We start from the raw sequence: 13,074 nt of genomic DNA on the forward strand, positions 1-13,074 counted from the left end.
ATCGATTGTGGCGGTAACATTGAGTCTTGGCAGGAGGCGAAATTGCAGCTTCTTGACGGGCGAGGCGCGAAGCACATAAGCGTTGGCAAGTTCCGCAGCATCGTCTCCAAGAGCTTGTCTGCCATGCCAGAATTGAAGCACGTCTCATTGAGAGTCGAGTTTGGAAACGACAACACAGACCTGTGCCTCATGTCGCTGGAAAATCCTAAGCATCGCGGTGATCGCGTCGTGATTGGGCTTGGCAATACGCGCGCCGTCTGCAAACCGGCTGAAAAAGCTTGGCGAGAAGTCAGTGGATCAGGTCAGTGTTTTGGCAGCGAAGAAGTATCAGCGAAACCATCCTCTTGTTGCTCTACATCCAAGGTGCCGGAAGGTGTCAGTTCTTGCTGCGCATAGCAACGTAAATTCGGCAAAGCTGACATTCTTTGGAAATTTGACGACGAACGCTTTGTCCCGCGTCTTTCCTACTCGATGATGTCGAAGCCAACGAGAGCTCGCCGGTCAGCCTTCGTTCATTCATCGAGCGGCGAAGCATCTTGAAGAGCCCGTTTCCATTTGAATCCTGCAATGCAGCGAAGGGCCGCTATCAAAAGCAAGGCTACGAACCTCATCAGCCGGTTTGGGTTCGAAGTGCATTTGTGGCTGCGCTACGCGAGGTGGCTTGCGCTTGCATGGCAAAAGAGCTCTGTTGAACAGCCTAGAAGATCCGCTGTGCTGCAAAAGGCGGTCGAGGCCCCGCATCTGTCATGCAACGCCATGATGTGCAACCAACCCTGTGCGGAACGGTTCAAGTGAAATGAGGAAGCCAATGAGAATTACCACAGTTGCATTGTTGGCCTTTTGGGCTGCGTTCGTTTCAATGACGACGACGCTTCGGGCGACTGCGGGTGAGCATAACGCAGGGGTGCAGCAGATCGCAATTCCCGCGCCAGAACGCGGAACTCATATTGATGTGACCATCTGGTATCCGGCATCTTCGGGGGGCGAGACTGTCCTCCTTGGCGACAGTGTTTTCTTCGAGGGAACCGAAGCAGTGCGAGATGCGCCAGTCTCAACTGGGCGGTTCCCCGTCATCCTCCTTTCGCATGGTGCGGGTCTGGCTGGACGTGCGGAGGCGATGAGTTGGCTTGCTACGGCGCTCGCCAAACAAGGCTTTATCGTGGCTGCTCCTACGCACCCTGGCAATACCGGCCCGGACCGTTCTGCGGCAGAGACAATGAAGCTTTGGCTGAGACCGCCCGACTTATCGGAGACACTTAACGCCATCGAAAAAAGCCAGGCTTTCCAAGCCCATATTGAAGCCGACAGAATCGGCGTTGTGGGGCTGTCGATGGGCGGCAATACCGCCCTTTCTATCGCGGGCGCTCGCCTCGATTACGAGCTTCTGGCAAGCTATTGCGACACGAATGATCTTAACGCATCGCTGTGCGATTGGGTGCGCCTAAGTGGCGTCGATCTGCGCGAGATGGACAAGGAGGCCGCCAGTAGGGACAATCGAGACAACCGGATGAGTTTTGTCATGGCGATAGATCCAGTCCCCGCCGACGTTTTTTTGGTCGAGTCATTTGCGGGAATTTCGATCCCAGTCACGCTGATAAACTTCGGCGCAGAAGGTGAAATTCCTTTGACCGCGCAAGCGGCGAACATCGCGGAAGCTATTCCCAACGCCACCTACGAGGTGATCGAAGATGCCAGTCACTTTTCCATGTTCGCAAATTGCAAACCGGGGGCTGAGGAGATCGCCCGAGAGGAAGGCATTGAAGAGCCGATCTGTGCAGATGGGAACGGGTACTCGCGGGACGCGATACATGCACAACTGATCGAGATGATTGCGACAGCCTTTGATCGTGTAGTGAGATAGGATCAATTCACGTTACGGATGATGCGATTTCACGCACCCATTGGACACATCAGAAGGTGACCGGGCTCTAAGCATTCGCTGGATGCATCTACGCTACCTACCAAAAAGACCGCTTATTCAACGTTATGAATACCGATGGTTGAATACCTTGTTCTTTATGAAGCAGTCATTCATCCGCGAATTGGAAACGGCAACTAAGTCCCGCAAATCGTGAGTTCGCCCATCAACTGATTTTGCGGTTGCAGCGAAAGTCCGCAATGACGGGCCGCGCCGCAGCATGGCGAGGCCATGACGGATGTCCGGTTTGGGCCGTCCGTATCGGGTCGTAAAGGATGGTTTCGAACCGATGCAGCGCCCGCCCCGAAGTCGGCAGCGAGCCCATAGTGCGCAATGCTGCACGCTGCACGAAGGTCCGCTCTTCAATAGATGCCACTGAACTTGCTCGCTAGAACTCCCTTTGGAAATTCGAAGCAGCGACCTGCACACATCTTGGCTTGACGCGTTCGAAGTGTGCGAGAAGGGGATTGACGAGCCAGCGTTCTTGGTGCTCGCTTGATCTGCTATGATTGAATACATTGTCGAAACCGTTTCAAGTGCGTCTCCGCTTGCTTTGGGGTTGATGTGTGGAGGTTTCTTACTATCCATTGCAGCCTGGGCTGAAAAGGAAGCTAACGACGAGATAAAAGGACGTTTAATCGAACGAATTGAAAGATTCGTTGCATATTCGACCATCTTAGACATACGAGAAATTGTCACTTCAGGATTCGATGTGATTTTTGGGAAGCACCCTTTAACGCTTCGCTTCATCGTTTCATCAACGCTGTATACAACAGCTTGGCTGGTGTTGATCAGCATTTTCGTTGCTGCCTACTGGCACAAGACCGACAACGTAAATGAAAGCGAGACACTACTATACATAATCAGGGATATTTTGAGCTTCAACTCAGATGCACAATACTGGGTTTTAGTGCCAATTTTGGCAGTGAACTACATCGGAGACTTTCTTTCAATCATTGTGACGCGTGTACTCGTATCCAGGATTCAAGGCGTCATAAGTCTGCTGGGATTGCTAGTGGTCGATGTCGTCACAAGCTTCCTAATATACCTCGTTAGCTTCAACAGCATCATTACAGCATTTGGAGCGAGAACCGTATGGGGGTTCGAGGAGGTGCTAGGAATCATCTTGTTGACTGACGCGGATGCGGGTCCGGAGCTACTGCTATCAACGTTTAGCACAACATTCTGGTTTCTTTTTGTTGCGCTTGGGCTGTTGATCTTACAGGTTGCGAAGCGGTTCTTTAAATTTCAGAACTACAAAAAGCGGCCATTTTTTTTCATTGGGTATTTGTCGACGATACCAGCTTTTTTGTTTGGCGCATTTGTTGCCATAGTCCTTTGATTGGCGAGCGTTTGTTTTTGGTTTGGCGTGCACCGCCCGAGTGGAGGTTTCGTTGATTGAGTCAAAACCCCAGAGCGGCATTATTCCGACTTTTATAAAAGCCGACATTGGCGCAAACGCAGCAAAAGCGCGCTTCGTCCCGCGTTGCTGACATCGGAAGATAAAATATTAGGAGGGCGATATGACAGACAGAGACAATGTGCGCGCTTTGGTTGGGGATATCATTAGCGAAAATAGGTCAAAGGTTTCTGACCCTGAGTGGGCTGATCACGTAGTGTCTGAGCTGCGCGGTATGCCGGTGAATTTGGTGCAATACGCTTTGCTGGCTGCGATAATGCGTGACGCCGCTGACTTGATTGAGCATCTGAAGTCGAGAAAAGAATAGGAGCCAAAGGTCGCCTCCAAGTCCGAGTTTGTCAGTACTGGCCCTTCAGCTACCATCTCTTCGTGAAGACGATAAAACGTAGCGCCGGGCGCTCTGCCACGGCAGCCGCTGCCTACCGTGTCGGGGAGCGCATCGAGTGCCAGCGTGAAGGCCGCGTCCAAGGTTGCACCCGCAAACAGGGGATCGAGGTGTCCTTCATCCTGGCACCGAAGGACGCCCCGGACTGGGCCACGGATCGCTCTCGTCTCTGGAACGAGGTTGAGGCCAGCGAGACCCGCCGCAACTCCGTCACCGCCCGTGAGTGGGAACTGGCGCTGCCGCCCGAGATCAGCGCCGAGGATCGGTGGCAGATCACCCGCGACTTCGCCCAGGAGCTGGTCAGCCGCTATGGCGTAGCCGTCGATGTTGCAATCCACGCGCCGCTCCGCGAAGGCGATCAACCGTCTGTGAATGAGCGACTGAGGGACGTTCTGAACAAGCCGCGTGAAAAGCTGGAGGTAGAGGACGAGCGCGAACAAGAAAAGGACCAGGAGGTGGAGAAGGATCGGGACATCGACCGGGGGCCTACGCATGATCTCTAGTTGTTGACTCGCCTAAGTCTTATGAGCGGTCGTGCCGGTCGATTGGCTGAATGAAGAGCACTAGGCCCTGCACTATGGAAGTTAGTGCCAAGAGAATTACCGCCGCCAGCATCGCCTCGCCCCTTCCACCGCCAATGTCCATAGTAAGCACGTAAATCTGAACCGCCAGCGGACTAGCGGATTCATTCAACCCACTAAGAATGACGAAGCTGACCCCAGAAGTCAGAAGCAGGACGGCTGCATCTCCAAGACCTCGCCCTACAGCCATTATCGTAGATGCGACGAGTGCGGGCATGGCAGCACGGAACTGCACAGAGCGCACAGCATGGTTCGCGTCAATACCGAGCGCAGAAAGTTGTGGCCGATACATCCGATCAGCGCTCAGTAAGCCGTCAACAAAGCTGTTGAACATGATCGGAACCATCATGCAGGCTAGGGCGGCAATTCCAGTAGCCGCACTAACTCCAAGGCCAAAAAGACTGCCAAAGAGAACGGCGCCCGCGACGCCCCAAACCAGACGCGGAAGACTTGCCCCGACTTCCATTATTCGGCGCATGATCCGCGCAAAACTACGTCCGCTATCAGAACTTGATGTTGAGGTTTCCAAAAAAAGGATCGAGGACAGCAGTGCAATCGGTGCGCTTATCGTGGTGGCACTCCCGACAATGACCAATGTGTTCAAAGTCGTTTCCAATACGCTACCTCGGTAGGATAAACCTAAGGGATCAGAGTCTGCGAGGTGGTTGTAGGCCCCATGGCCGAGCATAGAGAGTAAAGCCAAAATCACAACGACAGGCAAAAGAACGGAACTTTTTTCAAGGATGCGCATCATATCCAGAGCTCCAATCTAGCGGTTTTTCATCAGTTTGGACGCGAGAAATGCCCCGAGTACATTTATGAACACGATGAGCGCCCCCAGGATGAGAATGGCTACATACACCATTCCAAGATGCTCCCCAGATGCGGCCCCATGGTTCTTCAAAACCATTGTCGTAAGCGTGTGTGCGCCCTCAAATAGGGCAGGGAGAAAGCCGGCATGCGGAACGTTTCCAATCACGAAGGAGACGGCCATCGCTTCCCCCGCGCCCTTGCCGAGCGTGAACGTTGCCGCAAGCGTCAAGTCGCCACGAATTTTTTGGAATACGAGACGGTACACCGCTTTACGCTCAGGGATTCCCAAAGCCCTAGCGGCATCCACGATTTGACCACCTTGCTGTCGGAGCCGCGCATAGAGAACCAGTGTGAAAGATGGCCAGGTCATGAGGAAGAGCGCGATCACGCCACTTGCAACTGACAATCCAATGTACCGGGCAACGAGCTCGAGGCAGAAAAGACCTACGAGTACCGACGGTAGTGACGCAAGTACTGTCAGAACGAGTATAGACACTCGCCTTTCAGATGTGCTGGCGAAAAACGCCAAACTCACGGCTGCTGGGACACCTACCAGGACGCAGGCAATCGTTGACAAGAAGGCGCAAAATACGGTGCCAACCAGTAACGGCAATACGCCAAACGCGCCCGTTTCGGGTGCCCAACTGGCCGACAGCATCATACCAATTTCAACGGTTTGAAATGCGGGCACGGCCCTGATTGCCAAGAGCAGTACTAGTGCAATCACTGTGATGGGGGGGATCAGCCCCACGCCAAAGATAAGGACCATTCGCCAGCTTGGCTTAAGAGCAGGCATCAAACGACCCTCTGAATCCGATTGGGAGCTTGCCCGACCTTATTCAGTCGAGGATTCGCTAATTCGTCTCCTGCATTCAGCAGACGCTGTACAGTAAACGGAGCAGATGACGCACGTGCTTCGTGTGCTGGTCCGTCGAACTCCACACGCCCCTTGTTCATGACGATAACACGACTAGCCCAAGCAACCAGCCGAGTGTCATGCGTGATTAAGATGACAGGTTTTTCGGCGGCTTCCGCATGGATCATGCGAACGATATCCAAGCTCACTGGGTCATCGAGGCCAGACGTAACCTCGTCTAGAACCAGCATTTTCGGTCTCATGATGACGGCTCTCAGGATGGCTAAGCGCTGTCGCTGCCCTCCGGACAAGTCTGTAGCGTTCATGCCCAAATCGATCTGTCCGAGACCGTATTTCTTTAGCAATGCTTGTAATTCGTCGTTGTCCAACACTGGGTCGGGTTTGCGGAGAGCGAGTTTAGGGATCTCGACTAGGTTCTCCCAAGGCGTCCCAGGAAACATGATCGGGTCCTGAAATACCAAACCAACTTCAGAGCCAAGTTCCGGCAGTCCCCACTCATCAATCGGTCGGCCCAGTACGGAAAGCAAGCCTTTGAACTTGAGCCCAGTGCTGCCTTGGCCCGGCCGAAGCTGCCCGGTGAGAGCCTTAGCAAGTGAACTTTTGCCCGACCCGGAGTCGCCTAGGATCACGATCAAACCTGGTTTGTCGACGCGAAGCTGGACCCGGCTCAGTATGGTGCTTTCACCCGCCCGGACAGAGAAGTTACTCATATACACGTATTGCATGACCGCGCTCCCTTTCGACCCGCGCTTTACGAAGCAGGCGTGAAGCCTGCCTCCCTAATCGCTTGATGACCTTCCGGGGATTGAAGGAGGTTCAGAAAGTCGCGCGCGAGAGGTGTTGTAGACGGAGCCATCTCCAGACCTTGACGCGGCAACAAGCAGAAGAGGGTCCGTGTCAACGGATAGTCCGCATTACGCTCCGAGGAGGTGCCGGTGCTCAAATCATCGACAGCCAAGATCTTGAGCGGCTCGCCTGAAGCAATAGCCCGTTCTGCATCGGCAACAGAAACATAGCCGATACCACGGGTCGCACTGATAAGATTCAGGACTTCCCCATTGGAACCGCCCACAGCGTCCGAGCTGAGAGGCTCGCCTGACATCCCAATACCGTCCTGGAAGGATTGATAGGTGCCATGGGCGGCTGCTTTCCCGATGAAGGTCACGTCTTCGAAGCCTTCAACTCTGAGACCACTGCTCAGCGCTCTCAGCTCATTAGTGGTGACATTCTCACGGGCGAAGGTTTCATGGGCCACAATTGCAATCTGATCAATTGCCATAGGGATGAACAATACACGACGCAGCTCGTTCTCGGTTGGCTCTCTGGCCGCCGCCCCGGCGTGCGCATGACCGGATGCAACATCAAGAATGGCAACGGCAGAGCCGCCTGCAACAATTGTCACGCTTACGCCTGGGTTCGCTTGCTCGAAAGCAGGTGCCAAAGCCATGAACAACGGTGCGGCAGTTGTCGCAGTGGATATGTTGAGTTTTTCACGTCCACTGCAAGCCGGTAATCCAGCAAAGAACGTAGTTGCGAGTGCAGCCTGCATAAGCGATCGACGTGTCATGTCGGGGGTTTCGTTGTCGCCGATAGAATGCGGCATGTGAGAAGTGTTGACCCCAAGCATCGTCACCTCCTTTTTATATATCCTGTAATCACTATAATAGCTAAAATAGCTATTAAGTACATTTAAGAGATATCGGTGAGAGCGATTCGAGTCAACCTTTATGGCCGTTATGTACATTTATAGTACTATATAGATCTGGCAAGAAGTGCTCAGGTTAAGCCGTTCAGCCAGGATGCTCGTCTACTTGCCAGTCTTTTGCCAACTGGTGTTCCAACGCCCTACGATAATCGCCGAGCTCGATTTCTTCACGAGCATCGAGGCGTTCACAGATGAGATCGTGTAGTCGTTTTCGTTTGATAACTTCACTCGTTATAGCGCTATTTTTATTTCCAGGATTTGTTTTTACAACGGTATCTGTGAGGTTGGAAATATAGTAAAATAAGCCATCTTCACCCAACTCGCCAAAGCACTTTCGTGTGTTTTCCTTTATATCAGAGATATACTGCCGGATGGTCGAGTTAGTTGGCTTGGCTATCAAATCTGCTAGCCTACGTTCTTTTCTCATACTGCGTTGACGCTTTGTCCAAGTATGGTTTTTGTATGGTATCAATACGATACGGGCGGAAATAGGTCCGTGCTCGTCCTTGGATAGCACCGGACCTAGGAGAACCTCCGAGCTGTCGTTCAATTTCTGAAGGGCCTGCACACGGTAGCCGTTACTGCCGTTCCAGTCGTTCGCATGTCCAAATAGGTAAAGCGCTCCGTCGGCAAAAACGCCCCCCCCTAAAACTGTGACGGGTTTCTTTCCTCTAATGTATTGGTTCTCGTAAGTTACAAAACGACTATCCTCTCCACCTTTTGGGCGAATAGAAAAAATGAAGCGAATTACATCAGCCTCATTGGAGCTCCTGCGATATCCAATAAAATCTCCGTAGTAACCTGACGGGATTTCTTCGTTGTTGTTGGTTTCGGGAAGTTCTAAAGCAAGCCGACTAAACGGGTTCTTCATAACGCTGACGCTTTTCTTGATCTGGCTATGAAAGGCTCGGACCTTTTGGTCCAGGTTCTCAGCGTCGGCCTTGCTATATCCTTGGATGTCTTTGTAGCTGGGCCAAACGGTAAATTTCTTGCGGAACCTGAACACAAAGAAGTCCGCCAGTAAGGCCGACATTTCTGTATGTGCCTTTGGAAGGTTACCCGCAGGACCAAACACTTCAGCCAGTTTTGAACTTTCGCGGAGATGTTCTGCGCCGCGTTCAAGAGCGAAGAGGCGTATCTCTCGGCGTAGCTTGCGCATCAAAGGTGACCCACCGCGCTTGGCTCTACCGCCATTTATACGGGCGTCTATCGTGGAAATCTCAGTAACAATCTTGTTTAGGGCTGCTATTTGCTCCGTCCGAAGCGTGAGTGCGTAGATCATAATTTTCTCCATTTGTCCTAAAGGTTACATCAATAAAACGATAGGTAGCGAGCTATTTTAGCTGGAGAATACCAGCTAAAATAGCTGGAGATAGTCAATACAAAGACTCTCTGTGGCTTGCGTAGTTTGATCTAAAATCAAGTTGCTAGAAAGGAGTTTGAGATGATCAATGATGATGTATCACGTCTGCAGGAAGCGATACGCCTCAAAGAGAAGCAGTACAAAGCAGCGCAATCTCGGGAGCTTGCATATGAGATGTGGCTGGGGCTGGACCGGTTGCGCACTGAGCTAAGCAAGCTTGAGTACTCGGACAGCTTAGAGCAAAGATCGATTGAAGGTGGTTTTCGCTAGTTTTTCCGTCGTGAGAGAGCCGCGCATCAGATATGAATGCTAGACTTTGTGATGGGTGCTCCGAGCGAGTAAATGAGCTGTTGCTTAAGGAGGAGTAAAAGGGGGGCCATAGCCCCCCTTTCGAGGCTGCAAAAAATATCACTAAGCGGCCTTATCGTCTGGTGTGGGCCTTACTTTTTTCCTGAGTTGATCGGGATCACTCAGCATTTCCCGAAAGGTTGAACGAAGCACGCTCACATCAACCCCGAGCTCCTTTGCAACTTCGTGCATCTCGGTAATCAACTCGCCCTCCTCATGTGAAACAACAGACGCATAGTTCTTGTCGCGCTTAGAAATCATGACTGGAAGGCTATGATGGGCCTCTTCGAGTACTGGGCCAAGTCCCTTGCGCAAATCTGCCACTGAAACAGTAGTGGTCATATCGATCTCCTTTTTTTGTTTAGTGAAGTTGGTTCATTGCTGAGGTCTTATTGAGTGCAGTTGAGAACTGACTTAGCGCCCATTCACCCCCACTCGCAAATTCATCCAATTCACGGTTCTTATGGATCAGGTCTGCATTATATACGTTTGCACATTTTCTACTTTTCCTTTTCCCGTTGCTGTTGTTCCAAAAGGCGTCGTTTGAGTCATTTCCTGTCCCGCGTGTTTGCGGTTGAGAAAATACCGGTGTTTGGTTTGCATCGCACACCTTCCGTAGCGAAGGCGTTCTTGAAGCTATATGTTTGCTGCTGGAGCAAGCGTCGAGTTCCCCGCTGCTTCTATTTGTGACTGAAGTACGCTGACACAAAAGAGTGTGCTCATGCGTCTGCAGCATCGGGCCGTCGGCGGCGTTTACCACGAGGATCGCACCGTCCATCTGCGTGGCAACCGTGATCATGTTCTTCACGTAATCCGCGTGGCCGGAGCAGTCGACATGCGCGTAGTGACGGTTGTCTGTCTCATACTCCACATGCGCCGTCGAGATCGTGATCCCGCGGGCCTTCGCCTCAGGCGCCCCGTCAATCTGATCATACGCCTTGAAGTCGCCGAAATACTTCGTAATCGCCGCCGTCAGCGTCGTCTTGCCGTGGTCCACGTGACTAATCGTGCCAATATTCACGTGCGGCTTCGTGCGTTCAAACTTTTCCTTTGCCATGACGTCATCCTGTTCGTTGTAGCACTCATTCAAAAGGCGATTTAGTTCCTGAGGTGTAGGAGCCGCTCGCTCAGCTTTAGATGGCCGTCGCCCGAGAGCACAGTTTTTGCGGCTAACTGGAGCTATCTTGAAACTTAGTTGGGCGTTTCCAGTAGACTTGTTGAGTGCAAGCTCTCCCTTTGGATCAAGGTACAGCAGTTTGTGCCGTGTAGGCTGAATGGAATAGCACAGCCACCCAGTCCCAGAGGTCTTTCCAGAGCCGGGTCCACCAAAGAGCAAAGCTCGGCCTTCTTCGAGGAAGAAGCGCTTTGTTTTGAACTCTTCACTACGCAAATTCCTGAAGCGTACATCGTGACGTCTGCAGAGTAACCCATTTAGCAAACGCACATTAAGCCCCTTCTGATCATTGCAGAGTTGCGCAAAACTACGATCTCGCTGTGCAGACACACGCAGATATCGATCTATTTCTCTCGCGTGCCATTCACATAAAGTAGCAAGTTCTTTTGCATAAAGAGCGTTCAGTTTCATTCTATATTCTAGTGTTTCACATTCATTTTCATCGCCATCTCGTTGAGCGCGATAGTATGCGAGAAGCACGGCGTTGCTCATGGCGGCACTTAGTATCGAGAATAACAAGGAAAGAACTATCCGAGCGCCAGGTCTTATGAGGGCGCTACGCGTCTCAGAAACGTATGACTTGTCTTTTACTAAGCTCGCTAAGGAGCACATTGGGTTGCTCATTGCTTCCCTGTGAAGGGGGAAGCTCAAAACCCGGCCATCTTTTCTATGAACAAAAAAACCGTCTGAGTCATAGTCAGACGGGTCGTTAGGGTTTTCAGTAATCTTGGTCACTTTGAAGGTCGTCTGATTCAGAATGAACTTTACTTTGAAGCCACGACGGGTTGCGCTGCGAACGAGGCCTGTAGATTCGTCACAAACTAAAGCCGTACGCTCGTGCCCTAGGTAGGCGTCTTGTATGGCGCGCTCAGCCTGATGTCGCTTGGAGCTGACAAGTTTTGTTAGTTTGTCGTCTACATCTGAGGTATCCAACTCACGGTAGCTTCTCGGCGTATTCTGACCTGCCATCTCTTTACTCCTTCAAAAGTGACTATTGGGAAGCACCCCGAGGAATCAGGGCGCACTTAAGGGTCATTATGTACACAAAGACCATAAAGTCAAGCATGGCCAAAGTGTCCACTATGCTATGCTGAGAATGTACAGTTTCGAGATAAGAAGCTTACGGGCAAGAACGGTTCTCTGATTGCGGCCTTGTCAAGCGGGTGAGCGATGTGTCCGTTCGGGGTCATGGTTCTCTCCGAGGTCGCAGGACTTGCGCCTCATGACGGTGTTCGGTGGTTGACCGTCTCCAATGTCGTTTGCGGGGTGAGTAGGTAGGCCTGCGTCCCAACCGTTTTTGCGAGATCGATCTTCCTCCGTCCCGTCGGAACTTCGCTCCCCGCCTTCGGGGCGGGAACTCAGATCAGCTGGTGGCCTCCTTCGTCCATTCGTAGTCGGTTTCGCTCTTACAGAGCGTCAGCATGAGCACGGCGATCTTCCGTGCGGTCGCAACGGCCGCCTTGCGGAATCCGCGCCGCCCGGCCAGTAGCACGGCCCAGCTCTTCAGGGGCGAGAAGCGTTTGACCTGGCGGATCAGGCAGGATGCCGCCTCGAACAGCAGACCGCGCATCGCGCCGTCACCGCATTTCGACACTCGCCCAGACCAATCCACTTCGCCGGACTGATGCCTCTTTGGTGTCAAGCCGAGGAAAGCCCCTACGTCTGAGGTCCGGCTAAATCGGCCCGGATCATCGACCAGGGCGATAAAGCTGAGCGCGTTGACCGGCCCGACGCCAGGGATCGTCATCAGACGGCGCGCGACGGGATGTGCTTTGGCCCTCCCTTTCACGGCCTTGTCGAGGTCATCCGCTGCCTGGCATAGCGCGGCATGGGCGGCGATGAAGCCATCCGCAATCGCACGCAGAACCGGATCGGTCTCGCCTGCCTTGGCCAGCTGATCGCGAAACGCCTGGCGCTGGCGTCCCTGGCCCATGCCGGTCATGCGGATTCCGAAAGTCTTCAGAACGCCGCGGATGTGCCCTTCGAGGTCTTTTCGAAGTCGGATCAACCTTTCCCGCGCACCAATCAGGCTGCGCAACCGATCTGCGTCTTCGCTCCGGATGTGCACCGGAGTGAACCAGCCGGTCCGGGCGAACTGCGCCAGTCCTTCCGCGTCCGCAACGTCGGATTCGTTCAACCGCGCCGAGAGGCTCTTGTGCGCCTTGCGCGCATCGATGCAGGTGGCGGGCAAACCCAGCCGCGTCATTCCGCGTTGCAGCCAGATCGAGAGCATCCCGCTATCGTGCACGATCCGGCGAGGCCTTAGATCACGGTTGCGGAACCAGCCTGCGACGCCTTCGGGATCGGCAGGAGAGACCCCCCGCGCGATCGTCTTGCCATCCCCAGCCACGACACAGATCGAAATCTCTTTCAGCGAAACGTCCAAACCGGCATAATATTCCATAGGTCGTTCTCCTCACGGCATTTATCCATGAGGCCAACATACCGGACCTCGTTCGCCTTCGGAGAGCGATCGCCGCAATCACACCA

The 13,074-nt window shown here is 53.0% G+C and carries 13 protein-coding genes and 1 pseudogene; 6 read left to right on the plus strand and 8 right to left on the minus strand.

The window, feature by feature from the left end; genetic code table 11:
• The 5 genes from Q1A63_RS16440 to Q1A63_RS16460 all read left to right on the plus strand — a co-directional run.
• On the plus strand, positions 1-396 hold a 396-nt coding region (locus tag Q1A63_RS16440), incomplete at its 5' end, for a DUF6428 family protein (RefSeq protein WP_299632246.1).
• Between the two features lie 463 nt (positions 397-859).
• Positions 860-1,861 (plus strand): alpha/beta fold hydrolase, encoded by a 1,002-nt coding sequence (locus Q1A63_RS16445; RefSeq protein WP_299632247.1) that lies wholly within the window; start codon positions 860-862, stop codon positions 1,859-1,861.
• 562 nt (positions 1,862-2,423) lie between these two features.
• Positions 2,424-3,260 (plus strand): hypothetical protein, encoded by an 837-nt coding sequence (locus Q1A63_RS16450; RefSeq protein ID WP_298976212.1) that lies wholly within the window; start codon positions 2,424-2,426, stop codon positions 3,258-3,260.
• A 181-nt stretch (positions 3,261-3,441) separates the two neighbouring features.
• Positions 3,442-3,645, plus strand: coding sequence for a hypothetical protein (locus Q1A63_RS16455; RefSeq protein ID WP_298972679.1), 204 nt, complete (start codon positions 3,442-3,444; stop codon positions 3,643-3,645).
• 62 nt (positions 3,646-3,707) lie between these two features.
• Positions 3,708-4,226 carry a MobA/MobL family protein gene (locus Q1A63_RS16460; protein WP_298972681.1) on the plus strand — a complete coding sequence of 173 codons (519 nt, stop codon included), beginning with the start codon at positions 3,708-3,710 and terminating at the stop codon, positions 4,224-4,226.
• Between the two features lie 19 nt (positions 4,227-4,245).
• Here Q1A63_RS16460 and Q1A63_RS16465 read toward each other — a convergent pair whose 3' ends face one another.
• The 5 genes from Q1A63_RS16465 to Q1A63_RS16485 all read right to left on the minus strand — a co-directional run bounded on the left by Q1A63_RS16465 (position 4,246) and on the right by Q1A63_RS16485 (position 8,981).
• Positions 4,246-5,058, minus strand: a complete 813-nt coding sequence (locus Q1A63_RS16465) for an ABC transporter permease subunit (protein ID WP_298972683.1) — start codon at positions 5,056-5,058, stop codon at positions 4,246-4,248.
• Positions 5,059-5,073: 15 nt separating this feature from the next.
• Positions 5,074-5,913, minus strand: a complete 840-nt coding sequence (locus Q1A63_RS16470; protein ID WP_298972685.1) for an ABC transporter permease subunit — start codon at positions 5,911-5,913, stop codon at positions 5,074-5,076.
• Positions 5,913-6,719, minus strand: coding sequence for an ABC transporter ATP-binding protein (locus tag Q1A63_RS16475; RefSeq protein WP_298972687.1), 807 nt, complete (start codon positions 6,717-6,719; stop codon positions 5,913-5,915). The genes Q1A63_RS16470 and Q1A63_RS16475 overlap by 1 nt, the downstream gene beginning before the upstream one ends.
• 26 nt (positions 6,720-6,745) lie before the next feature.
• Positions 6,746-7,621, minus strand: a complete 876-nt coding sequence (locus tag Q1A63_RS16480) for a substrate-binding domain-containing protein (RefSeq protein WP_299632248.1) — start codon at positions 7,619-7,621, stop codon at positions 6,746-6,748.
• 163 nt (positions 7,622-7,784) lie between these two features.
• A complete protein-coding gene (locus Q1A63_RS16485; RefSeq protein WP_298972690.1) occupies positions 7,785-8,981 on the minus strand; it encodes a hypothetical protein in 1,197 nt (398 codons plus the stop codon).
• 162 nt (positions 8,982-9,143) lie between these two features.
• Between Q1A63_RS16485 and Q1A63_RS16490 the strand changes: the two genes are divergently transcribed.
• Positions 9,144-9,332, plus strand: coding sequence for a hypothetical protein (locus Q1A63_RS16490; RefSeq protein ID WP_298972693.1), 189 nt, complete (start codon positions 9,144-9,146; stop codon positions 9,330-9,332).
• A gap of 141 nt (positions 9,333-9,473) precedes the next feature.
• On the opposite strand, the gene Q1A63_RS16495 is transcribed toward Q1A63_RS16490, so the two are convergent.
• The 3 genes and pseudogenes from Q1A63_RS16495 to Q1A63_RS16505 form a co-directional block, all read right to left on the minus strand.
• A complete protein-coding gene (locus Q1A63_RS16495; protein ID WP_298972696.1) occupies positions 9,474-9,752 on the minus strand; it encodes a hypothetical protein in 279 nt (92 codons plus the stop codon).
• Between the two features lie 355 nt (positions 9,753-10,107).
• Positions 10,108-10,467 (minus strand): annotated as a pseudogene (locus Q1A63_RS16500) (GTP-binding protein); the annotation flags it as partial.
• A gap of 1,480 nt (positions 10,468-11,947) precedes the next feature.
• The gene (locus tag Q1A63_RS16505; RefSeq protein WP_298972699.1) at positions 11,948-12,988 is read right to left on the minus strand and encodes an IS110 family transposase; all 1,041 of its coding nucleotides are present in this window, start codon (positions 12,986-12,988) and stop codon (positions 11,948-11,950) included.
• Positions 12,989-13,074: the final 86 nt, after the last annotated feature.

The organism is uncultured Roseobacter sp., from assembly GCF_947499265.1.
GTDB lineage: Bacteria > Pseudomonadota > Alphaproteobacteria > Rhodobacterales > Rhodobacteraceae > Roseobacter.

Coding starts and splice junctions, on each gene's coding strand:
- Q1A63_RS16445 (WP_299632247.1), top strand. CDS start 860: ATGACGACGACGCTTCGGGCGACTGCGGGTGAGCATAACGCAGGGGTG.
- Q1A63_RS16450 (WP_298976212.1), top strand. CDS start 2,424: ATGATTGAATACATTGTCGAAACCGTTTCAAGTGCGTCTCCGCTTGCT.
- Q1A63_RS16455 (WP_298972679.1), top strand. CDS start 3,442: ATGACAGACAGAGACAATGTGCGCGCTTTGGTTGGGGATATCATTAGC.
- Q1A63_RS16465 (WP_298972683.1), bottom strand. CDS start 5,058: ATGATGCGCATCCTTGAAAAAAGTTCCGTTCTTTTGCCTGTCGTTGTG.
- Q1A63_RS16470 (WP_298972685.1), bottom strand. CDS start 5,913: ATGCCTGCTCTTAAGCCAAGCTGGCGAATGGTCCTTATCTTTGGCGTG.
- Q1A63_RS16475 (WP_298972687.1), bottom strand. CDS start 6,719: ATGCAATACGTGTATATGAGTAACTTCTCTGTCCGGGCGGGTGAAAGC.
- Q1A63_RS16480 (WP_299632248.1), bottom strand. CDS start 7,621: ATGCTTGGGGTCAACACTTCTCACATGCCGCATTCTATCGGCGACAAC.
- Q1A63_RS16485 (WP_298972690.1), bottom strand. CDS start 8,981: ATGATCTACGCACTCACGCTTCGGACGGAGCAAATAGCAGCCCTAAAC.
- Q1A63_RS16490 (WP_298972693.1), top strand. CDS start 9,144: ATGATCAATGATGATGTATCACGTCTGCAGGAAGCGATACGCCTCAAA.
- Q1A63_RS16495 (WP_298972696.1), bottom strand. CDS start 9,752: ATGACCACTACTGTTTCAGTGGCAGATTTGCGCAAGGGACTTGGCCCA.
- Q1A63_RS16505 (WP_298972699.1), bottom strand. CDS start 12,988: ATGGAATATTATGCCGGTTTGGACGTTTCGCTGAAAGAGATTTCGATC.